At 63.0% G+C, this 26,359-nt stretch carries 20 protein-coding genes; 5 read left to right on the forward strand and 15 right to left on the reverse strand.

The features are described from left to right. Positions 1-32: 32 nt before the first annotated feature. Together HBR93_RS19650 and HBR93_RS19655 are read left to right on the forward strand one after the other, a co-directional pair. Complete coding sequence (locus HBR93_RS19650) at positions 33-347, forward strand: SCP2 sterol-binding domain-containing protein (RefSeq protein WP_057440819.1); 315 nt, start codon at positions 33-35, stop codon at positions 345-347. Between the two features lie 178 nt (positions 348-525). Next, positions 526-1,896, forward strand: a complete 1,371-nt coding sequence (locus HBR93_RS19655; protein ID WP_169960892.1) for a VOC family protein — start codon at positions 526-528, stop codon at positions 1,894-1,896. Positions 1,897-2,043: 147 nt separating this feature from the next. On the opposite strand, the gene HBR93_RS19660 is transcribed toward HBR93_RS19655, so the two are convergent. The 8 genes from HBR93_RS19660 to HBR93_RS19695 form a co-directional block, all read right to left on the reverse strand. Then, positions 2,044-2,283 carry a DUF465 domain-containing protein gene (locus tag HBR93_RS19660; RefSeq protein WP_032857259.1) on the reverse strand — a complete coding sequence of 80 codons (240 nt, stop codon included), beginning with the start codon at positions 2,281-2,283 and terminating at the stop codon, positions 2,044-2,046. Positions 2,284-2,361: 78 nt separating this feature from the next. Beyond that, entirely contained in the window at positions 2,362-4,899 is a 2,538-nt protein-coding gene (locus HBR93_RS19665) for an excinuclease ABC subunit UvrA (RefSeq protein WP_169960893.1), read from the reverse strand. Between the two features lie 57 nt (positions 4,900-4,956). After that, a complete protein-coding gene (locus tag HBR93_RS19670; RefSeq protein WP_115128452.1) occupies positions 4,957-7,086 on the reverse strand; it encodes a PAS domain-containing hybrid sensor histidine kinase/response regulator in 2,130 nt (709 codons plus the stop codon). Between the two features lie 135 nt (positions 7,087-7,221). Next, positions 7,222-10,320, reverse strand: a complete 3,099-nt coding sequence (locus HBR93_RS19675) for an error-prone DNA polymerase (RefSeq protein WP_346266853.1) — start codon at positions 10,318-10,320, stop codon at positions 7,222-7,224. Further along, entirely contained in the window at positions 10,296-11,711 is a 1,416-nt protein-coding gene (locus HBR93_RS19680; protein WP_169960895.1) for a DNA polymerase Y family protein, read from the reverse strand. The genes HBR93_RS19675 and HBR93_RS19680 overlap by 25 nt, the downstream gene beginning before the upstream one ends. 7 nt (positions 11,712-11,718) lie before the next feature. Next, positions 11,719-12,330, reverse strand: a complete 612-nt coding sequence (gene imuA / locus HBR93_RS19685) for a translesion DNA synthesis-associated protein ImuA (protein WP_057959230.1) — start codon at positions 12,328-12,330, stop codon at positions 11,719-11,721. Then, complete coding sequence (gene lexA, locus HBR93_RS19690; RefSeq protein WP_057440807.1) at positions 12,330-12,947, reverse strand: transcriptional repressor LexA; 618 nt, start codon at positions 12,945-12,947, stop codon at positions 12,330-12,332. Before lexA ends, imuA begins: the two co-directional genes overlap by 1 nt. 79 nt (positions 12,948-13,026) lie before the next feature. After that, a complete protein-coding gene (locus HBR93_RS19695) occupies positions 13,027-13,995 on the reverse strand; it encodes a Gfo/Idh/MocA family oxidoreductase (RefSeq protein ID WP_169960896.1) in 969 nt (322 codons plus the stop codon). A gap of 138 nt (positions 13,996-14,133) precedes the next feature. Here HBR93_RS19695 and HBR93_RS19700 point away from each other — a divergent pair, with 138 nt between their 5' ends. Further along, complete coding sequence (locus HBR93_RS19700; protein ID WP_057440804.1) at positions 14,134-14,496, forward strand: NUDIX hydrolase; 363 nt, start codon at positions 14,134-14,136, stop codon at positions 14,494-14,496. 3 nt (positions 14,497-14,499) lie between these two features. Here HBR93_RS19700 and HBR93_RS19705 read toward each other — a convergent pair whose 3' ends face one another. The 6 genes from HBR93_RS19705 to HBR93_RS19730 all read right to left on the reverse strand — a co-directional run bounded on the left by HBR93_RS19705 (position 14,500) and on the right by HBR93_RS19730 (position 22,075). After that, positions 14,500-14,748 (reverse strand): DUF1652 domain-containing protein, encoded by a 249-nt coding sequence (locus HBR93_RS19705; RefSeq protein WP_057440802.1) that lies wholly within the window; start codon positions 14,746-14,748, stop codon positions 14,500-14,502. Positions 14,749-15,210: 462 nt separating this feature from the next. Next, entirely contained in the window at positions 15,211-15,540 is a 330-nt protein-coding gene (locus HBR93_RS19710) for a hypothetical protein (RefSeq protein ID WP_057444032.1), read from the reverse strand. A gap of 162 nt (positions 15,541-15,702) precedes the next feature. Further along, positions 15,703-18,180 (reverse strand): TonB-dependent siderophore receptor, encoded by a 2,478-nt coding sequence (locus HBR93_RS19715; RefSeq protein ID WP_169960897.1) that lies wholly within the window; start codon positions 18,178-18,180, stop codon positions 15,703-15,705. 102 nt (positions 18,181-18,282) lie between these two features. Beyond that, complete coding sequence (locus HBR93_RS19720) at positions 18,283-19,227, reverse strand: FecR family protein (RefSeq protein WP_169960898.1); 945 nt, start codon at positions 19,225-19,227, stop codon at positions 18,283-18,285. Beyond that, a complete protein-coding gene (locus HBR93_RS19725; RefSeq protein ID WP_057959224.1) occupies positions 19,227-19,769 on the reverse strand; it encodes a sigma-70 family RNA polymerase sigma factor in 543 nt (180 codons plus the stop codon). The genes HBR93_RS19720 and HBR93_RS19725 overlap by 1 nt, the downstream gene beginning before the upstream one ends. Positions 19,770-19,927: 158 nt before the next feature. Beyond that, positions 19,928-22,075: a TonB-dependent receptor gene (locus HBR93_RS19730; protein ID WP_169960899.1), complete on the reverse strand. Its 2,148-nt coding sequence runs from the start codon at positions 22,073-22,075 to the stop codon at positions 19,928-19,930. A gap of 126 nt (positions 22,076-22,201) precedes the next feature. Between HBR93_RS19730 and HBR93_RS19735 the strand changes: the two genes are divergently transcribed. Then, a complete protein-coding gene (locus HBR93_RS19735; RefSeq protein ID WP_169960900.1) occupies positions 22,202-23,038 on the forward strand; it encodes an HAD family acid phosphatase in 837 nt (278 codons plus the stop codon). A gap of 711 nt (positions 23,039-23,749) precedes the next feature. On the opposite strand, the gene HBR93_RS19740 is transcribed toward HBR93_RS19735, so the two are convergent. After that, complete coding sequence (locus HBR93_RS19740; RefSeq protein WP_169960901.1) at positions 23,750-24,517, reverse strand: AraC family transcriptional regulator; 768 nt, start codon at positions 24,515-24,517, stop codon at positions 23,750-23,752. A 200-nt stretch (positions 24,518-24,717) separates the two neighbouring features. Between HBR93_RS19740 and HBR93_RS19745 the strand changes: the two genes are divergently transcribed. Then, positions 24,718-26,334: an APC family permease gene (locus HBR93_RS19745; RefSeq protein WP_120733440.1), complete on the forward strand. Its 1,617-nt coding sequence runs from the start codon at positions 24,718-24,720 to the stop codon at positions 26,332-26,334. Positions 26,335-26,359: the final 25 nt, after the last annotated feature.

Below are 26,359 nucleotides of genomic sequence, written 5' to 3' on the forward strand. Positions count from 1 at the left end.
GTCACTGGCACCACCCATAAAAGGATCGAACCATGACTGACGTAGCTAAAGCCGTAGAAGCAATGAAAGCCAAATTCAACCCAGCCGCTGCCGACGGCCTGGACCTGGTGTTCGGTTTCCGTATCGACGAGAGCCAGAACTTCTCCCTGATCGTCAAGGACAACACCTGCGAACTGCAAGAAGGCGTGAACCCTGACGCCCAGGTAACTCTGGTGATGGACGCTGAAACCATGAAAGGTATCGTCAGCGGCGAAACCGACGGCATGCAGGCCTTCATGGGCGGCAAACTGCGCGCCGAAGGCGACATGATGCTGGCGATGAAACTGAGCGAACTGTTCCCGGCCTGATCCAGGGCAACCTGGGTTGACCAATCCCGCCTACCAGGCGGGATTTTTGTGCGTGCCTGTGGCGCTCATTCATTTGCAGAATGAAGTCCAGAGGAATCTTCGTTTGCGCCCTCGGGCAGCGCCCAACAAAATCTGGCTTACGGCCCACACCACCGTTACCGCAGCCAGGAATTTTTCTATGCCTACCCCGCGCTTTATCAGCCCCGATACCATCCGCAAAGACTTCTCCAAGGCCATGTCCGACATGTACCGCGAGGAAGTGCCGCTGTATGGCGCGCTGCTGGAGTTGGTGGCCGAAACCAATGCCCGGGTGCTGGCGAGCGATCCAGACCTGGCGCAGCAACTGCAGCACACCGGCGAAATCCAGCGCCTGGACATGGAGCGCCACGGCGCCATCCGCCTGGGCAGCGCCTATGAGCTGGCAACCATCAGCCGCCTGTTTGCAGTAATGGGCATGCACCCGGTGGGTTACTACGACCTCACCCCGGCCGGCGTGCCGGTGCATTCCACGGCCTTTCGCGCCGTGCATGAAAGCGCCTTGCAGACCAGCCCGTTCCGGGTCTTCACCTCGCTGCTGCGCCTGGAGCTGATCGAAAACCTTGAACTGCGGGCCTTTGCCGAATCAGCCCTGGCCAAGCGCTCCATCTTCACCCCACGGGCCCTGGCCCTGATCGAACAGGCCGAAGCCGACGGCGGCCTGAATGCCAGCGATGCCCAGGCCTTTATCCAGCAAGCCCTGGAAACCTTTCGCTGGCACCACACCGCCACGGTCAGCGCGGCCCAGTACCAGCAACTCAGCGACCAGCACCGGCTGATTGCCGACGTGGTGGCCTTCAAGGGCCCGCATATCAATCACCTGACCCCACGCACCCTGGACATCGACCGCGTACAAGCCGACATGCCCGGCAAAGGCATCACCCCCAAAGCCGTGATCGAAGGCCCACCCCGCCGCCAATGCCCGATCCTGCTGCGCCAGACCAGTTTCAAGGCCCTCGACGAAGCCATTGCCTTTACCGATGCCAGGGGCAGCCACAGCGCACGCTTTGGCGAAATCGAACAACGTGGCGTGGCCCTGACGCCCAAGGGCCGGGCGCTCTATGACCAACTGCTCAACGCCGCGCGGGACGAACTGGGTGCCTTTCCCAATGAAGCCAACGCCCAGCGCTATACCGAACTGATGGCACAGCACTTCCAGGCCTTCCCGGATAACCATCGGGCCATGCGCGAGCAGGGGTTGGCGTACTTTCGCTACCGAGTGACCGACAAGGGCCGTGCCGCCGAGAAGGACGCGCCACAGAGTCTGGACGCGTTGATCGAGGCGGGTTACGTCGATATCGAACCGTTGGTGTATGAAGATTTTCTGCCGGTCAGCGCGGCGGGGATTTTCCAGTCGAACCTGGGCGATGCGGCGCAGAGTCACTACGCGGCCAACGCCAACCAGGCTGAGTTTGAACAGGCTCTGGGCCGCCAGACTCTTGATGAGTTGCAGCTGTATGCAGACACCCAGCAGCGCTCGATCGACGCCTGCCTGCAGGTGCTGCGCACCTAGAAAAAGAGTTCGCCCGACACCACAACGCATTCCATGCGCAGTCAACGTGCCCCAGGGTCGGGCGAACGGTTGGGATAATAGGCAGTGGCGGGGTTGTTGTCCTTGGGGCAATTCTGAACAAATATGGACCCCCTCCCCCAGCGTTGGCTAATGCCCCTTGGTCTGCTCCAGTTGTTCGACGATTTTATCTTTGATCAACAGGCGTTTCTTCTTCAGGTTCTCCACATCATCGTCATTGGCACTTGCAGATTCAGCCTCCAGCACCTCCTTGTCGGCAACGTCATACTGGGTGAGCAATACATCCAACCGATGGTGGCTTGCCCGACGCTGCTGGACATCCTCCTTGCTCAACCCCAAATCCTGATAAAGATCATGTTTCACTGGCATGAAGTACCTCCGCAAGTTAATCAATGACTGGTCCACCTTGAAGCTAGCCCATCCAGGGGCCTCTTGTCATGCCCAAGGTCAATTCCCTTGCCCCAGCTCGCGTGCGAGGAAGGGGGCGGTGCGGCTGGTTTGGTTCTGGGCGAGGTGCTGGGGCGTGCCGCTGGCGACGACGTTGCCGCCCTGGTCGCCGGCACCTGGGCCAATGTCGATGACCCAGTCGCTCTGGGCCACCACGCGCATTTCGTGTTCGACCACGATCACTGTGTGACCGGCATCCACCAGGTGGTTGAGTTGCAGCAGCAGGCGGTCGACATCACGAGGGTGCAGGCCGGTGGTGGGCTCGTCGAGGACATACAGGGTTGCGCCCCGTGCGGTACGTTGCAGTTCGGTGGCCAGTTTGATCCGCTGGGCCTCGCCACCGGACAGCTCGGTGGCCGGCTGGCCCAGGCGCAGGTAGCCCAGGCCGATGTCGCGCAGGACCCGCAACGCGCGCAGCACGCTGGGTTGTTCGGCGAAGACGTCCACCGCCTGCTCAACGGTCAAGCCCAGCACCTGGGCAATGTTCAGGCCCTGCCAGGTAATCGCCAGGGTCTGGGGGTTGTAACGCGCGCCGTGGCAGGTCGGGCAAGGTGCGTAGACGCTGGGCATAAACAACAATTCGACGCTGACAAACCCCTCACCCTCGCACTTCGGGCAACGACCCTTGGCGACGTTGAAGGAGAACTGCCCGGCATCGTAGTGGTGTTTTTTCGCCGCTGGGGTGGCGGCGAACAGCTTGCGCACGTTATCGAACAGGCCAGTGTAGGTCGCGAGGTTGGAGCGCGGTGTGCGGCCGATGGGCTTCTGGTCCACCTGCACCAGGCGGCGGATCTGCTCCAGGCCCGCGCGGATGCGGCCACTGCTGGTTTGCGGCGCCGGGTCTTCGAGGTCCGGCTCGTCGTCACTGACCACCACCCGGCCCAGCCCCTCACCCACCAGGTCCAGCAGGGCCTGGCTGACCAGGCTGGATTTACCCGAGCCGGAAATCCCCGTCACAGCAGTAAAACAGCCCAGGGGAAAGTCCACGCTCACCTCGTCGAGGTTATTGCGGCTGACCCCTTCCAGGCTGAGCCAGCCGCTCGGCGCACGGCGCGAGGTGTTCAGCGGGCGCGGCTCGGCAAACAGGTATTCGCGGGTCTGTGACGCTGCAATCTGTGCCAGGCCTGCCGGTGGGCCGCTGTACAGGACCTGGCCACCCTGCTCGCCCGCCGCCGGGCCGACGTCGATCAACCAGTCGGCACGGCGCATGGTTTCCAGGTCGTGCTCCACCACAAACAGTGAGTTGCCGGCGGCTTTCAGGCGCTCCAACGCCGTGAACAGGGCTTCGCCATCCGCCGGATGCAAGCCGGCCGACGGTTCGTCCAGCACATAGATCACGCCGAACAGTTGCGAGCCCAGTTGCGTCGCCAGGCGCAGGCGCTGCAATTCGCCAGAGGACAGGGTTGGCGTGCTGCGCTCCAGGGACAGATAGCCCAGGCCCAGGTCGGTCAGGGTGCTGACCCGCTCCAGCAAATCCTGGGCGATGCGCTGGGCGGCCAGGCGTTTTTCCACCGAGAGTTTTACCCGACCCTTGCCCTCGGCCACCGGGCGCAGGAGCTGCGCCAGTTGCAACAATGTCAGTTGCGACAGCTCGCCAATATCCACCCCGGCAAACTTCACCGACAACGCGGCCTTGGTCAGGCGCTTGCCCTCGCACAAGGGGCACGGGCTGCCTTGCATAAATTGCGCGACACGCTTTTTCATCAGCGCGCTCTGGGTGTGGGTGAAGGTATGCAGAATGTAGCGACGGGCGCCGCTGAAAGTACCCTGGTAGCTGGGTTCGAGTTTGCGCTTGAGGGCCTCGCGGGTCTGCTCCGGGGTCAAGCCGGCATACACCGGCACCGTGGGCGTGTCCTCGGTGAAGAGGATCCAGTCGCGCTGTTTTTTCGGCAGCTCGCGCCAGGGGATATCGACGTCGTAACCCAGGGTCACAAGGATGTCCCGCAGGTTTTGCCCCTGCCAGGCCAGCGGCCAGGCGGCGACCGCCCGCTGGCGGATGGTCAGGGACGGATCGGGCACCATCAGTGCCTCGGTCACTTCATACACGCGGCCCAGGCCGTGGCACTGCGGGCAGGCGCCCTGGGGCAGGTTCGGCGAAAAGTCTTCGGCATACAGCATCGGCTGCCCCGGCGGATAACTGCCGGCACGGGAATAGAGCATACGGATCAGGCTGGACAAGGTGGTCACGCTGCCCACCGACGAGCGCGTGCTCGGCGTGCCCCGCTGCTGTTGCAGGGCCACGGCCGGCGGCAGCCCCTCGATGGAGTCCACATCCGGCACGCCCACCTGGTCAATCAGGCGCCGGGCATAAGGCGCGACCGACTCGAAGTAACGCCGCTGCGCCTCGGCGTACAACGTGGAAAACGCCAGGGATGATTTGCCCGACCCCGAGACCCCGGTGAACACCACTAGGGCATCCCGTGGGATGTCCACATCGACATTGCGCAGGTTATGTTCCCGAGCGCCGCGCACCCGGACAAAACCGGGGCGCGCGGCCAGAAGATCAGTGGCAGGCGGCAAGTGGCGCGATGAAGTCATGGTCAACCTTATAAGAGTCAGCGGTCCAGGGGTGGATCCGGCAACAGGGGTAAACGTTCAATCGCAGTAGCTCACCTGCGTGGTCAATACCGAGCGTACCTGTCGCGCCAGTTCCTCGGGGCTGTAGGGCTTGCCCAGCAGATGAATGTCGTTGCCCAGCAGGTGGTCGCTGGAAAGAATGTCACGGGTATGCCCGGAGGTGAACAGTACTGCAATGGGCGGCTGTTGCGCCTTGGCCCAGGTGGCCAGGTCGGTACTTTTGATCCGCCCCGGCATGACCACATCGGTGAAGATCAGGTCCGGCCGCAAGCCGGTGCGCAGCATCAGCATGGCGTCATCGCCATCGGTGGCAGTGAGTACCGTGTAGCCGGCCTGTTGCAGCAGTTCCACCGCTGCGCCGCGTACACCTTCGTTGTCCTCCACCACCAGGATGGTTTCCCGGCCGCCTTCCTGCTGCTCCACCTGGTCGGGCGCTTCCTGGCTTTCCGGCTCAAGGCTGTGGGGGAAGTACATCTGCACCAGGGTGCCCTGGCCTGGCTCGCTGCTGATCTGCACATGCCCGCCACTTTGCTTGACGAAGCCAAACACCATGCTCAAGCCCAGGCCGGTGCCGTGACCGTCAGGCTTGGTGGTAAAGAACGGCTCGAAGACCCGCTGCAGCACCGCCGGCGACATGCCGGCCCCCGTGTCGCTGACCGACAGGCGCACATATTCGCCGGGGGCAATCCCGTTGCGGCTGCCATCTTCGGGCGACAACGTGATGTTTTCACCGGTGATGCGGATCACCCCCTCGCCCTTCATCGCATCCCGGGCGTTGATCGCCAGATTGAGCACGGCGTTTTCCAGTTGATTGCGATCGACATGGATGCACCACGGGTCTTGCGGCAATTGCACATCAATCTGGATGGTTTCCCCCAGGGCCCGCTGCAGCAACTCACCCAGGCCTTCATAAATGCGCCGCGGGTTGAACACCGCCGGTGACAGTGGCTGGCGCCGGGCAAAGGCCAGCAGCTGCGAGGACAGCTTGGCACCGCGTTCGACGGCCGCCAGGGCAGCACCGACGCGCCGTTGGACCTGGGCGTTATCGCGCTCATGGCGGGCCAGCAGGTGCAGGTTGCCGGCAATCACCTGCAGCAGATTATTGAAGTCATGGGCCACGCCCCCCGTCAGCCCGCCAATGGCCTCGAGCTTTTGCGACTGACGTAACTGCTCCTCGGCGGCCGAGCGCGCCTGGACTTCGGCGGCGACGCGCTGCTCCAGGTTATGGGTGAGCTTGAGCAGGGACTCTTCAGCGATCTTGCGCACATGGATATCAATGATCACCCCGGGAAAGCGCAACGGCTGGCCGCCCGCGTCCAGCTCGCAGCGCCCGCTGGCCAGTACCCACAGATAGCTGGCGTCCGGGCGTCGCACGCGAAACTCGACGTTATATGGCCCACCCGTCGCCAGGGTCTGGGCAATCAGGCGGTTGACCCGCGCCAGGTCGTCGGGGTGGATGGCCTGGGTGGCGACTGCAATGGAAACACCCCGCTCCACGTCGTCCATGGACAGGCCCAGGGTACGGGCGAAACGCTCGTCGCCCGAGAGGCGATCCGGCAGCACATCCCAGACAAACGACCCCAGCAACGCCCCGGCATTGAGGGCCAGTTGCAAGCGTTCGTCCGCCACCCGGTAAGCCCCCTCGGCTTCCTGGCGCAAACGCTCGGACAGCACATGCTCGGTGGTCTCCACAACGATCGCCAACACGCCGGCCGGATGCTGGTCGTCGCCGGCCACCGGGCTGTAATAGAGGTCCAGCCACAAATCCTCGGGGCGGCCATTGCGCAGCAGCATCAAGGCCTTGTTACGATAGGACAAGGTGCCACCGGCCAGGCAGGTGTCCATGACATGCCGGTTGAACTCGGCCACTTCCGGCCAGCCCTGCTCGACCGGCACCCCCAGCAGAAACGGGTGGCGCCCGCCGGCAAACACCGAATAGCTGTCGTTGTAGATCATGTACCCGGCGCGGCCCCAGAGCATCACCATCGGCACTGGCGAAGCGAGGAGCATCTGCACCGCGCAGGTCAGGCTGGTGGACCAGGTGTCAATGGGGCCCAGGTCAGTGGTGGACCAGTCAAAGGCACGAATCCTTTGGGCCATTTCACCGCCCCAACCGTCACAGCCGTAGGTATTGGATAGAAATTGCATGGATCAGCTCAGTGCAGAGAGAGGACAGTCGCCAATGTTGGAGCATAGCCGGGCGCGATGGTTTCACTGTGTAGAAGAACCATTGCAGGAGCCGGCTCCCACAGGAGGGACGATTAGGTCGGTGCGCCCTACCCGTCAGTGGAAATCCCGGCTACGCACGCTGATCCCCGCCAACAGCGGCGTCAGGTCGCTCAAGCGGCCGGCGATCAAATGGCGGACTTCGCCCACCGCCTCCCAGCGCCCATCCACCTTGAGCAGCCGTGAGCCCACCAGCACCTGGCGCTGGCGCTCGGCCAGCTCACGCCAGACCACCACGTTGAGGTTGCCAAATTCATCTTCCAGGGTCACGAAGGTCACGCCACTGGCCGTGCCCGGGCGCTGGCGCCCGGTGACCAGCCCGGCAACGCTGACATTGCGTCCGTGCTCCACCGCCTGCAATTCCTGTGAACTGCGGCAGCGCCGCGCACGCAGTTGATCACGCAACAGCGCCAGGGGATGGGGCCCCAGGGTGGTGCCCACACTGGCATAGTCGGCATACAGGTCCTCACCGACACTGGGAGCCGGTAGTTGCACCGCCTCCTCCTGCGGGCTCGACACCCCGGCAAACAACCCCAACTGTTGCTCCACCCCGGCCACGTCCCAGCGTGCCCGGTGCCGGTGCCCGGCCAACTGGCGCAAGGCCCCGGCATCGGCCAGTAGTTCCTGGGCACGGCTGTCCAGCTGGGCGCGCTCGCCCAGGTCGGCGATCCCGCAAAACCCAGCGACCTGGCGGGCGGTTTCGATACGCCGGCCATCCTCTTCGCGAAAGCCGCTGATCATGCGCAAGCCCATGCGAATCGCCGGCTGCTGGCCGTCAATGGGTTCCAGGCTGCAATCCCAGTCACTGGCGGTCACGTCCACCGGGCGAATCTGCAAATGATGGCGACGCGCATCCTGCAGGATCTGATCCGGGCTGTAGAAGCCCATGGGCCAGCTGTTGATCAGGGCACAGGCGAACGCCGCCGGTTCATGGCATTTGAGCCAGCAACTGGCATAGGTCAGCAAGGCGAAACTGGCCGCATGGGACTCAGGAAAACCATAGCTGCCAAAGCCCTTGATCTGCTCGAACACCTGGGCGGCGAAGGTTTCGCTGTAACCGTTCTTGAGCATGCCGTCGCGCAGCCGCTGGCGATGGGGCTCCAGACCGCCATGGCGCTTCCAGGCGGCCATCGAGCGGCGCAACTGGTCAGCTTCGCCGGGCGTGTAGTGCGCCGCGACAATGGCGATCTGCATCACTTGCTCCTGGAACAGCGGGATACCCAGGGTGCGCTTGAGTACCGCCTCCAGCTCGGGCGATGGATAGGTCGTGGGCTCTTCCTTGTTCCGCCGGCGCAGGTACGGATGCACCATGCCGCCTTGGATCGGCCCTGGGCGCACGATGGCCACCTCGATCACCAGGTCATAGAACGTCTTGGGTTTGAGTCGGGGCAGCATGGACATTTGCGCCCGGGATTCGATCTGGAACACGCCAATGGTGTCGGCGCGGCTGATCATTGCGTAGGTCGCCGCATCCTCCGAGGGCACCGTCGCCAGCGTCAGGTCGAGGTGACGATGGCGGCGCAGCAGGTCAAAACAGCGGCGGATCGCGCTGAGCATACCGAGGGCGAGGATATCCACCTTGAGCAGGCCCACGGCGTCCAGGTCGTCCTTGTCCCACTGGATGATGGTGCGCTCGGCCATGGCGGCGTTCTCCACGGGCACCAGGGTGTCCAGCGGCTGCTCGGAAATCACGAAACCGCCGGGGTGCTGGGACAGGTGACGCGGGAAGCCGATCAGTTGCTGGGTCAGGCCCAACACCCGCCGCAATACCGGGCTGTCCGGGTCGAAACCGCCTTCGCGCAGGCGCTCCAATGGCGGCGCTTCATCGCTCCAGCGCCCACAGCAATCGGCCAGGGCATTGACCTGATCCGGTGGCAGGCCCAGGGCCTTGGCCACATCACGCACCGCGCCGGCACCGTGGTAGCTGCTGACCACTGCGGTCAAGGCCGCGCGGCGCCGGCCATAGCGCTGGAACACGTATTGCAGCACCTCTTCACGACGCTCGTGTTCGAAATCCACGTCGATGTCCGGTGGCTCGTTGCGTTCCCGGGACAGGAAGCGCTCGAACAGCATGTTCATGCGGCTGGGGTCGATTTCGGTGATACCCAGGGCAAAGCACACTGCCGAGTTGGCCGCCGAGCCACGGCCCTGGCAGAGGATCGAACGGCTGCGGGCGAAGCGCACGATGTCGTGCACCGTCAAAAAGTAGCTTTCGTAGCCCAGCTCGCTGATCAACTCCAGCTCATTATTGATCTGCTCCAGAGTCTTGGCTGCTACCCCCTCGGGCCAGCGCCGGGCAATGCCTTCTTCGGTCAAGGCACGCAGCCAGGATTTTGGGCTCTGCCCTTCTGGCACCAGCTCCCTGGGGTATTGATAGCGCAACTGGCTCAGGTCGAAGCTGCAACGGCGGGCGATGTGCAGCGATTCTTCGAGCAAGTGCGCCGGGTACAACGCACCCAGGGCCTCCAGGCTGCGCAGGTGCCGCTCGCCATTGGGGTGCAGGCGCTGGCCGGCTTGCGCCACCGGCAGGTGGTGGCGGATCGCGGTCATGGTGTCCTGCAAGGCGCGCCGGCTGCGCACATGCATATGCACATCGCCACAGGCCACGGCCGGCAGGTGCAGGTCGGCGGCCAGTTGCAGGCGTTGCGCCAGGCGGTGGGCATCGTCCTGGGCGCAATGCAGCTCTACCGCCAGCCATAGCCGCCCGCTGAAGGTTTCGCACAACCATTGGCCGTCGGCAGGTGTGTCGCCCTCGTCGGCCAGCCACAGCACCAGCAGCCCCGGCACCGGCTCGGCAAAGTCTTCGCGTAACAGGCGGTACTGGCCTTTTGCGGCACGGCGCCGGGCCAGGGTGATCAGTCGGCACAGGTGTTGGTAGCCCTGCAGGTTTTCCACCAGCAGCACCAGTTTCGGGCCGTTTTCCAGGCGCACCTCACTGCCGACGATCAACCCCAGCCCAACCTCCTTGGCCGCCTGCCAGGCGCGCACGATGCCGGCCAGGGTGCATTCGTCGGTGATTGCCAGGGCCTGATACCCCTGCTGTTTGGCGCGCTCGAACAACTCGCGGGCACTGGATGCGCCGCGCTGGAAGCTGAAGTTCGACAGGCAGTGCAGCTCGGCGTAGCCCTCCATCATGCAAACCAGCCTTGCAGCCACAGCCCGGCGCTGTCACCCACAGTGCGATAGGCCCAGCCTTGCTGCCCGCTGCGAGTGCGCACCAGGTAGTAGTCGCGGCGGATATCCGCGCCATCCCACCAACCGGACTCGATGCGCTCCGGGCCCAGCAGGATCTGCAGGCCCTGCTCGGCGAGCAGAGTCGGTTCATGGAGCAGCCAGCCAGGGCGTTGCACCAGGCTCAAGGCCGGGCAGGCACGGCTGTCGGCGCCCGGCAGCCAGGCGCACTCGGGACGATGGTCGGCATGGAAACGCAAGCCCTGCACCGCCTCATCTCCCAGGCGCGCGCGCAGACGCTCGCGCAATTGCACCCAGGGCAGGGTTTGCTGCGGGCGCTCGTCGAACAGGTCCTGGCGCTGCGGTACAAACACCGGCAAGTCTTCGGCCAGCAGACGCAGGCCACGCACCGGCGCCGCCACTTGTACCTGCTCCAGGCGGCCACGGGCCAGTTCAAACAGCATCGAGGGTTCGCGCTCGGCACTGAGCAGGCCAACCTGGATCACGCTGTCGGGCGCCTCGGCATGCTCCAGGTGCAGGGCAAAACGCTGCACGCCACTGTCGCGACCACAAAGGAACGCCGCAAGGTCGCCGGTCAGGCGCCGCAAGGGAAACAGCAGCGCCTGGTGGGACTGCACATCGAAATTCAACTCGATGCGCAGATCAAAACGATCCGGTGGCTGATAAAAATCCAGGGCCAATGGCCGTTGCCCGGTCAAGGCATCCAGGTGCTTGAGCAACCCGGCGTCGAAGCGCCTGGCCAGGGTATGCCGGGGCAACGCCTGCACCTGGGCCAGGGTCCGCAGGCCCATGCGCGACAAGGCCGTGGCGGCTTGCGGGTCGAGGCCGACGCGATCAATCGGCATCGACCCAAGGGCGTGCTGTAAACCCTCGACATCGGCCACCGCCAGGCCATCGTAGGCATTGGCCAACACCCGCGCAGCGGCCGGGTTGGGGGCGGCGACGATACGGTGGCGAAAACCCAGGGCGGTCAGTTCCTCGCGCAAGCGTGCTTCCAGCAGCGGCCACGGCCCGAACAGGCCCAGGCTCGATTCGATTTCAAACAACAAGGCCCGCGGATAGAACACGCTGACCTGGGAACTGAAACGGTAGGCCCAGGCCGCGAGCAATTGCTGGCAGCGCTCGATATCCACCGGGTCGTATTCGACGCAGGTAAAAGCCTTGGTCAGGGCATGGGCCGCCGTCAGGGATTGGCCGGGCCGCAAGCCCAGGGCACGTGCAGCGGCATTGACGGTTTGCAACACCCGGCGTTGCGGCGGGCCGGCCAACAACGCCAAGGGTTGGTCGGGTTCGGGACGCTGACGCAAGACCCCGTCCAACGCCAATTGCGGGAAGACAATGCACACCCAGCGCATACCAACCTCAGTGCCCGCTGGCCAGGGCAATCGGCGCGGGATGGGCGAGGCCGCCCCGACACTTGAGCACCCGCACCTGGCTCGGTTCGACGGCCAGGCGCAGGGCGGCCGGTGACGGGTTGATCGCCTCGCTCAGGGCCCGCCAGGCAAACGCCAGGGTCTGGCCGGTTTCGGCGGCCACCTGCAAACGGCGCAAGGCCCGGTCATCGGCCTTGTGCGGCCAGCACAGCACCGCGCCGCAACTGCCGGAGCGCAGGCATTGCTCGGCCGCCCACAAGGCATCGCGTTCATCGGCCTGGATCACCGAGAGCTGGCGCAGGTCCACCCCGGCGTTCTGCCAGGCGTGGGGGTATGGGGTATACGGCGGCGCCACCAGCACAATCCGCTCGCCGGCCGCCGACAGCCGCGCCAGGGTTGGCCAGACCAGTCGCAGCTCGCCCACCCCCTGCTGGGCCACAAGGATTTCACTCAAGGCCGCCTCCGGCCAGCCACCGCTGGGCAACACCGCATCCAGGGCCGCCAGCCCGGTGGGGTGCACACTGGCCGGCGGCGCAGCCGGCCGCCCCTTCCACACCCGCCCGCCATTGAACAGCGAGTCCAGCGCAACCACGGCGCCCATCAACCTTGCCTCACCAGGCCACAGAACACGCCTTCGATGGCCAAGTCCTGGTCGGCACGAACCACAATAGGTTGATAGGCAGGATTGCGCGGCAACAGGCGCACACTGTGGCCCACTCGCTCGAAACGCTTGATGGTGACTTCGCCGTCCAGGCGCGCGACCACGATCTGCCCGTTCAGCGCCTCGGCACTGCGCCGCACGCCCACCAGGTCGCCATCGAGAATGCCGTCCTCGATCATCGAGTCCCCCTGGACCCGCAGCAGGTAATCCGGGACCCGGGCGAAGGTCGCCGGATCGAGCATCAGCCGCGTGTGCACTTCGGCGTCGGCGCCGATGGGCAGGCCAGCGGCCACGCGGCCCAGCACCGGGACCTCCAGCCACTCAGGCCGCGCCGGTTGATTGAGCAGGCGAATCCCCCGGGCCTGGTTCGGGTTGACCTCGATAAACCCGGCTTCGGTCAGCGCCAGCACGTGTTTGCGCGCCACACTGCGCGAAGCAAAACCAAAGGCCTCGGCGATCTCGGCGAGGCTGGGGGGCTGACCTTGCTGCGCGATACGTTCGCGGATGAAGTTCAGGATGGCGGAACGGCGGGGAGTGAGAGTCGTCATGGAGTACATTTGTACTCCTGTGGGAAATTCCTGACAATAGCCGCCAGTCAGACCAACACCTTGCCGGCTCCGACAAGGGTGGGCGGCGTCAGGGCTTGCGCTGCAACACCCGATCCATGATGCGGTCGGTCTTCAGGGCCTCGATCGCCAGTGCCGGGTGCACACTCTCGCCGCGAATATGCGCGTTCATGCCCAGCACGTGGTGCCACTGGATATGGGGGTGATGGGCAATATGCAGGGTTTCGCTGACCTCGGCTGCAAGTTGCAACGGCTGCTCGTCGAACACGGAAAAACTGATGCGCCCTTTACTGCCGATCAACTCGACCCGATCCTCGCGTCGGTCAGCCACAAAGTTCCAGCAGCCCATCCCCAGCGCGCCCGAGCTGAAGCTCCAGCAGGCGGTGACCGCATCTTCCGCCGCATAGCGCCCGGCCTGGCGCGCGGTATAACCCGTGACCTCGACAATATCCCCTGCCAGGTACTGGAACAGGTCGAAGCCATGGCTGGCGAGGTCAGCAAAATAACCACCGCCGGCAATCGCCGGATCGGTACGCCAGTTGCTCGCGTTGGTGTCCGTGGGCGATGGCGGCTTGCACAACGTCCAGTTCAGCTGCCGTAACTCGCCGATGCGCCCCTCTTGCAGCCAGGCACGCACCTGCTGGAAACGCGGCAGGGAGCGGCGGTAATAGGAAACAAACAGATGCAGCCCGGCCCGCTCGAAGGTGCGCTGCATCAAGGCGCTCTGCTCGGCATTCAGCGCCATCGGCTTTTCGACACAGCAATGCTTGCCCGCCGCCGCCACCAGCAGGCTGTATTCCAGGTGGCTGTCGGGGGGCGTAGCGATGTACACCGCATCCACTTCGGGGTCATCAATCAGCGCCTGGGCATCTGTGTAAAACCGGGCAATCCCATGGCGTGCCGCATAATCGCGCACGGCTTCCTCACGGCGCCCCATCACGGCCACCAGGGCCGAGCCTGGCGCTTTGTAGAAAGCGGGTCCACTCTTGATTTCAGTAACACTGCCACAACCGATCATGCCCCAGCGGATGGTGCTCATATGACTTTCCTTCATCGGTACTTTTTCAGTCGGGCAGTATCAGCGTTTTCCTGCGCGGTCTCCAGCCTCCGCCTATAAAGACCCAGCATGACAATTGCATTACACTTTTATGACGATCATCTTGCGGGGGCACAGACGATGAAAATACGCGCAACGGTGATTTGCGAACATGAGGGGCACATTCTGTTCGTGCGCAAGGCCAGGTCGAAATGGGCATTGCCCGGTGGCAAGGTCGAGCGCGATGAGCGCCCAGTCGGCGCGGCCGAGCGGGAGTTACAGGAGGAAACCGGGCTGAACGTGGATGGTTTGCTGTATCTGCAGGAGTTGAAGGCCAGTGACACGCTGCATCACGTGTTTGAAGCCTCGGTGGTGAACATCGACCAGGCCCGGCCCTGCAATGAAATCACCGACTGCCAGTGGCATGCCTATAGTGCCCTGGAGCAACTGGACACCACCGACGCCACCAAACGCATTGTCCGCTCGTTTCTGCGCCGGCTCTGACGCCTAGCCGAATGCCGCAAACCCACGGCGCCCGGCCTTGAGTTCGGTGCGCAGTTCGCCAATCAGGTTGGAGATGGCACGGATGCTGTCCAGACCCTGGGGCGACACGCCGGTCAACAGCAGCTCGACGCGACCGGACTCCGGTTCGAAGACTCGGATGGTCAAGAAACCCTGGGGGTTGACACTACAATCGCACGACAGCGGGACGAAACCGGACGCCATGATGCGGCTCAACTCAGCGATCGGAATCATCCTGGGCACCCTTGCTCACACATGACGCGATGGACGTGATCCATGCAGGGTAGATCAGGTTGTGCAACGCGTGTAGGCAATCCTACGAAAGTGTTAGCTACCCCACACTTTTCTGCGAAAGCGTTGGTGCACTGGCGCCAGAAAAACCACGGACGTTTATCTGCCAGGCAGGTATGAAGGTCAAATCGCGGGCAAAAAAAATCCCAAGTAGCTGATGGAAACTTGGGATTTAAAAATGCATAAACCGTGGGAGGTGAACGCCCGGCCATAATAACCATCGAGACAATCTGTAACAAGTTGATTATTAGCCTTTCGTCGGATTGAAACATCGCTAAGTCATTCAATAACCACACATTTTTCAGGGTTCGCGATATCTTTCGTGCCACTTTTTGGTGCGACTTCCAAACTTGCCGGGTTAAAACCCTAATAACTATCAGGTTAATAACCGAGTATGTAGCGTGTCTATTTACGCGCCAGTTTGTAGCGCACGCACTCTTCATAAAAGCTCGAACGAACAGCCGTCGGTTTGAGCCGCGAGGGGCTGTCATAGGTCTGCTCGGTGATCCCCATGGCCATCATGCGCATCCAGGACTTGTCGAACTTGTACCGCTGGATTTTCTGCCGCGCGGCATACAGCGAAACACCGGCCAACTTCAGCTCCTGGGCCCTGGCCGCCGTGCCCGCGCCCCAACTGCACATGTACCGATCCCCTTCGCGCAGCGTCTTGCCCTGGGCCGCCGCCGCCCCGCTCGCCAGGGCCAAGGCAATCAGCGTGATTTTTACGTTGCGCATTGGCATCCCACCTAACCACCTGAAAATAAAAGTGATTTTGGCGAAACATCGGCCAGTTGGGGGCCATTAAAATGCCTTCTCGATGCATCTGAGTGAAATAAAAAGGTCAGCTCGAAACGAACTGACCTGTTCCGATACTGCTATGCATAACGGTTTTTCAACTTACCACTGATACGTCGCACTGGCCTGCACCGTCCGTTGCGAGCCGTACCAGCACCACGAGTACGAATAGCAGGACGCCACGTACTCTTTATCCGCCAGGTTGGTGGCGTTCAGCGCCAGGCGCAGGTTGTCGCCCTGGGCATTGATGTGCGGGATGTCGTAGTGCACCGACGCATCGAACAAGGTGTAGCCCGGAACCTTCAGGGTGTTGGCGGTATCGCCCCAGGACGAGCCGACATACCGCGCGCCTGCGCCCACGCCGAAGCCCTTGAGGTTACCGTCATGCAAGGTGTAGTCGGCCCACACCGAGGCGGTGTGGCGCGGCACAGCATAGGTCGTGGTGCCCTGGGTCGGCACGGCCGGGCCGACGCCAATGTCGGTGATCGGCGCATAGCGCACGGTGCTGTTGGATTTGCTGATGCGGTTATCGAGGTAGGCATAGGCCGCCGTGATATCCAGGTTGTCGTTGAGGCTGGCCTTGCCTTCGAGTTCAAAGCCACGGGAGCGCACTTCACCGTCCTGGACCTGGCAGCGACCATTGCCGCACAAGTGAGTTGGGTCCGGGTCCATGGTCGGTACGTTGTTCTGGCGCAGGTCGAAGATGGCCGCGGTGATAAAGCTGTTGCTGCCCGGCGGCTGGTACTTGATGCCGATTTCGTACTGTTTGCCTTCGGTGGGTTTGAACACCGAACCACCGTAGCCAGTGCCGGATTGCGGGGAGAAGGACTCGGAATAGCTGGCGTATGGCGCCAGGCCGTTATCGAAGAGGTAGACCACCCCCAGACGACCGGTGAAGGCTTTGCTGTCCAGGGAGGATTTGGTTTTCTTGCCGTCGGTCAAACTCAATGAGCTGTTATCCGTGCTGGCCCAGTCATAACGACCGCCCATCAACAGCACCCACTTATCCCACTTCGCCTGCTCCTGCAGGTACACGCCAGTCTGCTCGCTGCGCTGGGTGGCGTCGCTGGAAAATGCCGGGGTGGTGACCGGCGCGCCATATACCGGATCGAAAATATCCAGGTCCGGTCCCTTGCCGTAACCGGCCTTGGTATCGACGCTGGTGTTCTGGTAATCAAGCCCCATCAACAGCGTGTGCTGCACCGGGCCGGTGTCGAACTTGCCCTGCAACTGGTTATCCAGGTTGTAGGCATCCATGTCGACATCGGTGGCGATGGTCGAGCGGTTCAAGGTGCGGTAATCGGCCTGCAGGTTGCTGCTGTAGATACTGCGGTAGATCCCTTCGCTGCGCATATAGCGGGCGTTCTGGCGCACGGTCCAGACGTCGTCGAGGTGATGCTCGAAGGCATAACCGATGGAGTAATGCGCGCGGTCACTCTTCTCGAAGTTCTTCTCGCCGTCGTAGAAATCGACATCAATCTTGCGCCCCAGCGGGCTATGCAACACCGAGCCCCAGGCCGGCATCGAACCGTAGGAAGCGCCCTTGGGATCCTTCTGGAAATGCCCGAGCAGGGTCAGCGAGGTGTCCTCGTTCGGGCGCCAGGTGAAGGCCGAAGACAGGGATTGGCGGCGGGTCTCGGTGTGCTCGACCTGGCCGTCGGCATCATCGAACAAGCCGGCGACGCGGTAGGAGTACACCCCTTGCTCATCCAGCGGGCCGCTGAGATCGAAGGTGGTGCGCTTTTTGTTGAAGGTGCCGTACTCCACGCCCACTTCGTGAAAAGGCGTATCCAGCGGGCGTTTGGTGACCATATTGATCACGCCGCTGGGGCTGCCCTGGCCATACAACACCGAGGCCGGGCCGCGCAGGACCTCCACGCGCTCCAGGTCAAAGGCATCCTTTTGCGGCGAGGCATCGCGGCTCGACGCCACGCGCAGGCCGTCGAGGTAAGTCACCGGCGAGAAGCCGCGAATGGTCAACTGGTCCAGGCGCGAGGCAGTGGCGCCACGGGTTTCCGGGACGACCGCGGCGCTGTAGCGCAGGATCTGGTTGAGGCTCTCGGCATTCTGCGCGCGCATCTGGTCTTTGGTGACCACCGAGATCGACTGTGGGGTCTCGATCAGCGCGGTGTCGGTCTTGGTACCGGACAGGCTGCGCGTGGCCACATAGCCGGACACCGGGCCGATGGGGCTTTCACTTTGAGCGGCGCCGCTGATGGTGGTGGCTTGCAACTCCACCGAGCCATCCGCCTGGGGGATCGGCTCGATGCGATAGCGCTGGGCAGACAGCGCCTGGGCCCGCAAACCGCTACCCGCCAGCAACTGGGCGAGTGCCGCGTCGCTGCTCAACTGCCCGTTCAAACCGCTGCTGCGCTTGCCGCGGGTCAAGGCCGGATCAAAAGCCAGGACCAGCCCGGCCTGTTCGGCAAAGCCGTAGAGGGCCTGGCTCAGGTCACCGGCAGGGATCGAGAAATGGCTACTTTCATCAGCCCATGCGGTGTGAATGGTCAGGGGCACAGCGGCAAAAGCCATCGCCACTGACAGCGCCAGCGGGTGCAACGGACGAGCAAAGCGTGACATGAGAGGTCCTGGAAAAGAGGGTTCTATATTCCATGACGGCCATGTCGGGAAATCGGGTATGAATGAGACCGGTTTTTATTTGAACAGGTGTCTTCAGGCAGATCAGAGGGGTTTGATCACCACCAGCAGGTCGGTGAAATGCTCCACTTTGATCGGCAGGTTATCCGCCAGGGTCGCCAGCGCTGCGTCGCTGTCATCGAGCTTGAACACCCCTGACACGCGCATGCCTTGCAAAGCCTGGGGATCAAAACGCACCACGCCATGGCGATAGCTGGCCAGGGTTTGCAGGACCTCGCTCAACGGCCGGTCATCCACCGTGAGCAAGCCCCGGGTCCAGGCCGCCGGGTCGCCGCTGCCGACCGCTTGCGCTGGCTGGGCGTGGCCCTGCTTGAGGATCGCGCGCTGGCCTGCCATGACCTTCACCGCCTCGCTGTGATTGCCTTTGGCGGCCACCGTTGATTCGATCACCGTGACCACGGTCGAGCCATCCACCGCACGCTGGACCAGGAAACGCGTACCCAATGCGGTCGCCGTGCCCTGGTCGGTACGCACCACAAATGGCCGCTGCGCATCCTTGGCCACCTCGACCCACATCTCGCCCTTGAGCAACTCGATCACACGCTGCTGGCCGTCGAATTTCACGTCCAGTGCCGAGTTGCTGTTGAGCTGCACCTGGCTGCCATCGGCCAGGACCACCTGGCTCCGTTCGCCGACGCCGGTACGTTGGTCGGCCATCCACAGTGGCAGTTGCTCGACGCTCGCCCAGCCGAGCACTAACACACCCAACAGCCCCAGGACCTGCCCGCCGCGCACGGCGTACCCGGGCTTGCGTGGGATGAAGGCTTGATTCAATGCCAGGCGTGCCGGCTCGGCAGGCAGTTCATCGAGGCTGCCCCACAATGCCCCCATGCGCTCGAAAGCCACCCGATGGCGTGGGTCAGCCTCACACCACTCTTCAAATGCCTGGCGGTCAGCGGCGCTGACCTTCTCGTCATTGAGCAGCGCCAACCATTGCGCTGCCTCGCTGACAATCTGTTCGGCGGACATCAAAGCGGATCCGCGCCATGCAGCGTCTGGTAGCAATGCACCAGCGCGCTGGAGATGTAGTTTTTTACTGTGCTGGAGGAGACCTGGAGCTGGGCCGCGATTTCACTGTAGGTCAGGCCGTCCAGGCGACTGAGCAGAAACGCTTCGCGGGCCTTGTCCGGCAGGCCGGCGAGCATCAGCGCAATGCGTTCCAGGGCCTGCAGCGCGACATGAATGGTCGCCGGATCGGGCATGCCAGCGTCTTCGTACTGGATCGCCAGGGCTTGCATATAGGCTTTCTCGATCTTGCGGCGCCGCGCACCGTCAATCAGCAAGCGCCCGGCAGTGGTCGCGAGAAATGCCCGAGGCTCCTGAATATTGTGGGGCTCGGCCAGCAGCAACACCCGCACAAATGCATCCTGGGCCAGGTCCGCCGCATGCTGCGAACAGCCGAGTTTCTTGCGCAACCAACCCTGCAACCAGGAATGGTGGTCGCTGTAGAGCGCGGTGAGTGTCTGCTGGCGGCGGGCTATATCACAATCGGCCACAGGAAAGTCATGCATGCGCAAAAGTTTCTCAAACAAGAAAGATTACCAATCGCGCAAACGATGACAGTAAAACGATGGCAGGGCAAGGGCTCGGCAACGAACCCCAGGCACATCCAGACCAGCCGTCCCGCACAGGTGCAGGAGGCCCGACTTATGGCGAGGGGTTCGCCTGCTTAGCGCAAGCTCCAGGACACCCCGGCATACACGCCCATGCCATCGCCCGGCGTCGAGCGCGCCATATCCTTGCCATGGTCGTCATAGCCCGGGGTCACGGTATTGGCATAGCGCTGGTTGGTCAGGTTGCGCAGGTCGACCCAGGCTTGCCAGTCGTGCTTCGGCGCGTCATAGCCAACGGTGGCGCCCAATAAGCCATAGGCTCGCGCGTAGTAGGAGTTGGCGTAGTCCACCGCCACCCGCGAGGAGTACTCGCCATTGAGGCTGCTGAAAAAGCCACTGGGATGGCTGTAGCGCACCTGCGCCTGGTAATAGTGCTTGGGGATACCAGGCAATGTGTTGTCGCCAAAACGCGGGTCGTCGCGGTAGTGGAAGTTGCTGTAGGTGTAGGCCTGGCGCAGGGCCAGGCGGCCAGTGTTGCCGCCCTCCCACAACGGGCTGGTGAGGCTCAGTTCCAGGCCTTGGTGAATGGTCGGGCTGGCGTTGGATTCGGCGACCACCTGCGACAGGTTGGGCGGAGCCGCCTGGGTCTCGACGCTGAGCAACTCATGGCGCACCAGCGAGTGATACAGCGCCAGATCCCATTGGCCGAACCAGGCTTCGCCGCGTCCGCCCACTTCCAGGGTGGTGGCGGTCTGGTTTTGCAGTTCCACGCCTTCGCGGGCCAAGCCTGAAGCCGGACTATTAACATCTTTGGCAAAGAACTTATTGGAACCCCAGATCATCGACCAGGCATGCGGCGGCTCCACCGAGCGGCTCAGGTTGCCATACACCTGCAATTGCGGGTTGAAGTCATACCGCAGGCCCACGCGCGGGGCATAGTCCCAGGCATGAGTGCTCAAGGGGGCATGGGTCTCGGGATAGGTGACTTCGGTTTCGCGACGGGTATAGATCGCCGCCAGCCCGGTGGTCAGCCACAGATCAGGCAGCAGCTCCAGGTCGTTGCTCACGTGCAGCACCGTATCCGACCCCAGGTAGCTGTAGTCACGGGTCTTGGTGCCGGGGGCGAAGGTGGCGGTGGTACCGGTGGGCACCCGCACGTACTCCGACACACCGTTATTGGGCAGGCCCTGGGTGGTGCGCAGGCCGACCGTGGTCTTGCTGTCGCGTCCCAGCAGGGTGTCCTGGCGGATGTAGTTCAAGGTGCCGCTGATATCGGTATACGCCACCTTGAGCCGGTTGGTGCCTTCGCGCAGGTCCATGGGGTAGTCGTGGTACACCAGCCCCGCCTCGACGCGGGAGTTATCGTCCAACTGCAGCGTGGTCTTGTTGGCGATCCAGGTAGAACCCGGCTGCAAGCGCTTGGAGTCGCGCGTCAAATTGAGCGCATTGGCCGCACGCGGGCTGTGCTCGATCTGCTGGCGCGTGAGTTTGCCGGGGCTGTCGTTGGCGGTTTCGCGGTAACGCAAATAGAAGCGGGTTTCCAGGTCCGGATTGAACCGGTAGCCGAAGTTGGCCGCCACGCCCTTGCCACTGCCGGCGCTTTGTTGCTGGAAGCCATCGTAGTCAGTGTCGGTCAGGCTGATGTAATAGTCGGCATCGCCCAGCACTTGCCCGGAGCTGATTTCCCGCTGGGCATATCCATGGCTGCCGGCCTCGTAACGCACGCGCAACTTGGGCGCATCGTAGCCGGTGCGGGTGACATAGTTGACCGCCCCGCCCAGGGCCAGTGCGCCGCGGTCGAAACCGTTGGCACCGCGCAGCACTTCGACGCGGCTGAGCCACAGCGGATCCTTGAGTTCATAAGGCGTGCCGCCGGGGCCGGTGAGTGGCAGGCCGTCGATGGTTTCATACAGGCCGGACGCATGGCTGCCGGGGCCACGGTTGATGCCCGAGCCGCGAATGGAGATTTTCACCCCTTCGTTATTCGCCGCCTTGGCATAGATGCCGGCCTGGTACTTGAGCACGTCTTCATTGCTGCTGACCCGCCCCTGCTCGACGCTGGCCATGTCAACGTAGTTGGTCCCACCGGGTACCTGTTTGAGTTGCGCCTGGGCCGCTTCGCCTTCGCTCAGTTCGGTGCTGGTGACTTGCAGCGGCGCCAACTGCAGCGCCTCCTCGGCCTGGGCCAGGTGACTGAACGTCAGGGCAGCCCCCAAGCCGAGCCAGCGCGGGGAAAGAACAAGCAGAGGTTGTCGCAGGCGCATGGGCCGTATCCTTGAAGAGGTCTGCGGTTGGAAGCCGCGGATCATACGCAGGTCACGCACAAACCTCGTCGATTAGGCTAATGTGCTGGCCCTGAGCGCCCCTTCACTCTTGAGGCCGAGCCTTTCATGCGCAATCTCACCTTCGCCAGCATCTGCCTGTTCTCTTCACTATTGGTCGGTTGCCAACAGCATCCACCGGCCAACGACCAACTGGATGCGGTGCTCTGGACCCAAACCTCCATCGAGCATGAGTTGATCTATCGCCAGGTGTTTGCCAACGCCACCCGCCAGCTCGACGTGGCCCTGGCCAGCAAGGACTGGGACGCCCTGCCCTTTGCCCCACGCAACCTCAGCGGCCTGCCGCCGGCGGTGATCGTCGATATCGACGAAACCCTGCTGGACAACGTGCCACTCAACGCGCGGGACATCATCAACAACCAGGTCTACTCCTATGATCGCTGGAACACCTGGGTCGACCAGGCCAAGGCCCAGGCCCTGCCCGGCGCCGTGGCGTTTGTGCAGGCGGCGCAGCAACGCGGGATCAAAGTGTATTACCTGACCAACCGCGAACACAGCCAGGTCCAGGCCACGGTCGCTAACCTGCGCCTGCGTGGTTTCCCGGTGGACAGCAACCAACAAATACTGGCGGCCGCCACCCCGACCGGCCATTGCGAACAGGCCGGCTACGGCAAAAACTGCCGCCGCCAGTGGGTCGCCAGCCAGGCGCGGGTGCTGTTGATGGTCGGGGATTCCCTGGGGGATTTCGTCCAGGCCGAACACAACACCCTGGCCGCCCAACACCGGGCGGTCGAGCCCTATACAGGCTGGTTCGGCCAGCGCTGGTTCCTGCTGCCGAATCCCACCTACGGCAACTGGTACAGCGCACCCTACGCCGACCGCGAAGAGATTCCATTTGAGCAGAAGCGCTTTTTCAAGCGTGAGGCCCTTCAGTTGCAGCAATGAAGATCCAAGGTGGCAGCTGAAATGCAACCCTCCACCCGCTGAAGATCGAGGTGGGAGCTGTCGAGCCCCAGCGAGGCTGCGATGCCGGCGGCATTGCTGGGGTTGATGTTGGCTGATCCCCTGCTATCGCAGGCAAGCCAGCTCCCACCTTGGATCTTCAGTACATTGAGTACCGTGTGCATCCTGCGGTGTTAGTGAAATGCAATCTTCCAAACCCTGAAGATCAAGGTGGGAGCTGTCGAGCCCCGGCGAGGCTGCGATGCCGGCGGCATTGCTGGGGTTGATGTTGGCTGACCCACCGCTATCGCTGGCAAGCCAGCTCCCACCTTGGATCTTCAGCACATTGAGCACCGTATGCATCCTGCGGTGGCAGTGAAATGCAATCCTCCAACCCCTGAAGGTCGAGGTGGGAGCTGTCGAGCCCCGGCGAGGCGGCGATGGCGGCGATGGCGGCGGTATTGCTGGGGTTGATGTTGGCTGAGCTACCGCTATCGCAGGCAAGCCAGCTCCCACCTTGGATCTTCAGCACATTGAGCACCGTATGCATCCTGCGATGGCAGCTGAAACGCAATCTTCCAAACCCTGAAGATCGAGGTGGGAGCTGTCGAGCCCCGGCGAGGCTGCGATGGCGGCGGCATTGCTGGGGTTGATGTTGGCTGACCCACCGCTATCGCTGGCAAGCCATCTGTCAAAGGGACTTGCGCCCACTCCTTAGCTGGTGGCCTGCCGATACTGACGCGGCGTAAAGCCAGTCAACGCCTTGAACTGGCGGGTGAATGCACTGTGGTCGGTGTAGCCGCATTGCAGGGCCACTTCGGTGATCGGCAACTCGGTGTGCAACAGGCGATGGGCATGTTCCAGGCGCACTTTCTGGATCATCTGCCGGGGTGTCAGGTGGAATACGCGCTTGCAGTAACGCTCCAGTTGCGCCACCGAGATGCCGGCGATGCGTGTCAGTTCGCCGAGGGTCACGCGCTGGTTGAAATGGGCGCGGATGTGTTCGTCCACCGCCGCCAGGCGCTGATAGGCCGGGTGGGTCTCGCTGGCGGATTGCAGGTCGACCGAAATCCCAGCCAAGCCGATGATCGCCCCCTCACGGTTATACAACGGCCATTTGTGGGTCAGGCACCAACCGGGTTCACGGCTGCCGTACAGGTGCAACTCCAGTTGGTCCTCCAGTACCAGGCCCTGTTCCAGTACGCGCCGATCCTGTTCGGTATAGCCCGGCCCCAACTGCGCGGGGAACACTTCGGCGCTGGTCTTGCCCAGTAACGGGCGCCGGTCTTTCAAGCCACAGCGCTGCACCAGGGTGTGGTTGGCCATGACATAGCGCGCCTGCACATCCTTGATAAACATCGTCGCATTGGGGATCACGTCGAGCATCGGCAACAGCATGGCCACGCCCGCCAGCAACTGTTCGAGGCTGTGGGGGCGCTGCTCATCGCCCTGGCACAGGGCTGCAAACGCGTTGTGCATCATGCCGCTCACCGCCTCGTTTATCGCCTCGCCGGGCCAGCAGATTGCCCGATGGCCGGGGCCCTGTCGAGCGCCGTTGCCCACCTGGCAATTGTGCTGAATTCGTCATTAATAGCCGCGCAAAACATCAATCGCCAGCGCGCCGATGGGTTCACTGTAGCGCCACTGCATGCCTATCCAATAACCCACAAGAAGGCGCCGCTATGTCAGCCCAAGGCAAGTTCAAGAAACAGCTGTCTCTGATCGACCTCACCTTTATCGGCCTGGGAGCCATCTTCGGTTCCGGTTGGTTGTTTGCCGCCAGTCACGTGTCGTCCATTGCCGGCCCCGCGGGGATTTTTTCCTGGTTGCTCGGCGGTTTTGCCGTGCTGTTGCTGGGCATTGTGTATTGCGAATTGGGCGCCGCCCTGCCCCGTGCCGGGGGCGTGGTGCGCTACCCGGTGTATTCCCACGGCCCGCTGCTGGGCTACCTGATGGGCTTTATCACGCTGATCGCGTTTTCCAGCCTGGTGGCGATTGAAGTGGTTGCCGCAAGGCAATATGCCGCCGCCTGGTTTCCCGAGTTGACCAAGGCTGGCTCCAGCGACCCCACCCCCCTCGGCTGGTTGGTGCAGTTCGGCCTGCTCTGCCTGTTTTTCGTGCTCAATTACCGCAGCGTCAAGACCTTCGCCATCGCCAATAACCTGGTCAGCATTTTCAAGTTCATCGTGCCGCTGCTGGTGATCGGCGTGCTGTTCACCTTCTTCAAACCGGCCAACTTCCACTCCCAGGGGTTCGCGCCGTTCGGCCTGTCGGGGATTGAAATGGCGGTGTCCGCCGGCGGGGTGATTTTTGCCTATCTGGGGCTGACGCCGATCATCTCGGTGGCCAGCGAAGTGAAAAACCCACAACGCACCATTCCCATTGCCCTGATCCTTTCGGTGCTGCTGTCCACGGCAATTTATGTGCTGCTGCAAGTGGCCTTCCTCGGCGGCGTGCCCACCGAAATGCTCGCCAATGGCTGGGCCGGCATCAGCAAGGAACTGGCCCTGCCCTATCGCGATATCGCCCTGGCCCTGGGCGTGGGCTGGCTGGCCTACCTGGTGGTGGCCGACGCGGTGATCTCCCCCAGCGGCTGCGGCAATATCTATATGAATGCCACGCCACGGGTGATCTATGGCTGGGCGCAGACTGGTACTTTCTTCAAGATTTTCACGCGTATTGATGAGAAATCCGGCATCCCGCGCCCGGCGTTGTGGCTGACCTTTGGCTTGTCGGTGTTCTGGACCCTGCCGTTCCCGTCCTGGGAGGCGCTGATCAATGTGGTGTCCGCCGCCCTGGTGTTGAGCTACGCCGTGGCCCCGGTGTGCGTGGCTGCGTTGCGACGCAATGCGCCGGACATGCCGCGCCCGTTCCGGGTCAAGTGGATGAGTGTGCTGGGCCCGCTGTCGTTCATCATCGCCGCGCTGATCGTCTACTGGTCGGGCTGGAACACCGTGTCCTGGCTGCTGGGCCTGCAAATCGTGATGTTTGTGGTGTACCTGCTGTGCCGCCGCCTGGTGCCGACCCAGCACCTGAGCATCGCCCAGCAAGTGCGCTCCAGCGCGTGGCTGATCGGCTTCTACGCCGTGACCATGGTGCTGTCGAAACTCGGCAGTTTCGGCGGCCTGGGCGTGCTCAGCCATCCCTTCGACACCCTGGTCGTCGCCGCCTGCGCCATGGGCATCTACTACTGGGGTGCGGCCACCGGCGTGCCGGCGCACTTGGTAGAACTGGAACACGAAGACGACGAAAGCGAAGCCGTGCTGCCCACTACCGGCATGCACCCGGCGAACGCGTAATTGGCCAATCACCAAGGAATAGCTG

Source organism: Pseudomonas sp. WS 5411, from assembly GCF_012985595.1.
Taxonomy (GTDB): Bacteria; Pseudomonadota; Gammaproteobacteria; order Pseudomonadales; family Pseudomonadaceae; genus Aquipseudomonas; species Aquipseudomonas shahriarae.

What these genes read in the sequence shown, in the direction of transcription:
- HBR93_RS19735 (WP_169960900.1), top strand. Translation starts at nt 22,202, where the DNA reads ATGCGCAATCTCACCTTCGCCAGCATCTGCCTGTTCTCTTCACTATTG.
- HBR93_RS19660 (WP_032857259.1), bottom strand. Translation starts at nt 2,283, where the DNA reads ATGCCAGTGAAACATGATCTTTATCAGGATTTGGGGTTGAGCAAGGAG.
- HBR93_RS19710 (WP_057444032.1), bottom strand. Translation starts at nt 15,540, where the DNA reads ATGCGCAACGTAAAAATCACGCTGATTGCCTTGGCCCTGGCGAGCGGG.
- HBR93_RS19730 (WP_169960899.1), bottom strand. Translation starts at nt 22,075, where the DNA reads ATGCGCCTGCGACAACCTCTGCTTGTTCTTTCCCCGCGCTGGCTCGGC.
- HBR93_RS19700 (WP_057440804.1), top strand. Translation starts at nt 14,134, where the DNA reads ATGAAAATACGCGCAACGGTGATTTGCGAACATGAGGGGCACATTCTG.
- HBR93_RS19740 (WP_169960901.1), bottom strand. Translation starts at nt 24,517, where the DNA reads ATGATGCACAACGCGTTTGCAGCCCTGTGCCAGGGCGATGAGCAGCGC.
- HBR93_RS19720 (WP_169960898.1), bottom strand. Translation starts at nt 19,227, where the DNA reads ATGTCCGCCGAACAGATTGTCAGCGAGGCAGCGCAATGGTTGGCGCTG.
- lexA (WP_057440807.1), bottom strand. Translation starts at nt 12,947, where the DNA reads ATGTACTCCATGACGACTCTCACTCCCCGCCGTTCCGCCATCCTGAAC.
- HBR93_RS19665 (WP_169960893.1), bottom strand. Translation starts at nt 4,899, where the DNA reads ATGACTTCATCGCGCCACTTGCCGCCTGCCACTGATCTTCTGGCCGCG.
- HBR93_RS19745 (WP_120733440.1), top strand. Translation starts at nt 24,718, where the DNA reads ATGTCAGCCCAAGGCAAGTTCAAGAAACAGCTGTCTCTGATCGACCTC.
- HBR93_RS19650 (WP_057440819.1), top strand. Translation starts at nt 33, where the DNA reads ATGACTGACGTAGCTAAAGCCGTAGAAGCAATGAAAGCCAAATTCAAC.
- HBR93_RS19655 (WP_169960892.1), top strand. Translation starts at nt 526, where the DNA reads ATGCCTACCCCGCGCTTTATCAGCCCCGATACCATCCGCAAAGACTTC.
- HBR93_RS19670 (WP_115128452.1), bottom strand. Translation starts at nt 7,086, where the DNA reads ATGCAATTTCTATCCAATACCTACGGCTGTGACGGTTGGGGCGGTGAA.
- HBR93_RS19715 (WP_169960897.1), bottom strand. Translation starts at nt 18,180, where the DNA reads ATGTCACGCTTTGCTCGTCCGTTGCACCCGCTGGCGCTGTCAGTGGCG.
- HBR93_RS19680 (WP_169960895.1), bottom strand. Translation starts at nt 11,711, where the DNA reads ATGCGCTGGGTGTGCATTGTCTTCCCGCAATTGGCGTTGGACGGGGTC.
- HBR93_RS19725 (WP_057959224.1), bottom strand. Translation starts at nt 19,769, where the DNA reads ATGCATGACTTTCCTGTGGCCGATTGTGATATAGCCCGCCGCCAGCAG.
- imuA (WP_057959230.1), bottom strand. Translation starts at nt 12,330, where the DNA reads ATGGGCGCCGTGGTTGCGCTGGACTCGCTGTTCAATGGCGGGCGGGTG.
- HBR93_RS19695 (WP_169960896.1), bottom strand. Translation starts at nt 13,995, where the DNA reads ATGAGCACCATCCGCTGGGGCATGATCGGTTGTGGCAGTGTTACTGAA.
- HBR93_RS19705 (WP_057440802.1), bottom strand. Translation starts at nt 14,748, where the DNA reads ATGATTCCGATCGCTGAGTTGAGCCGCATCATGGCGTCCGGTTTCGTC.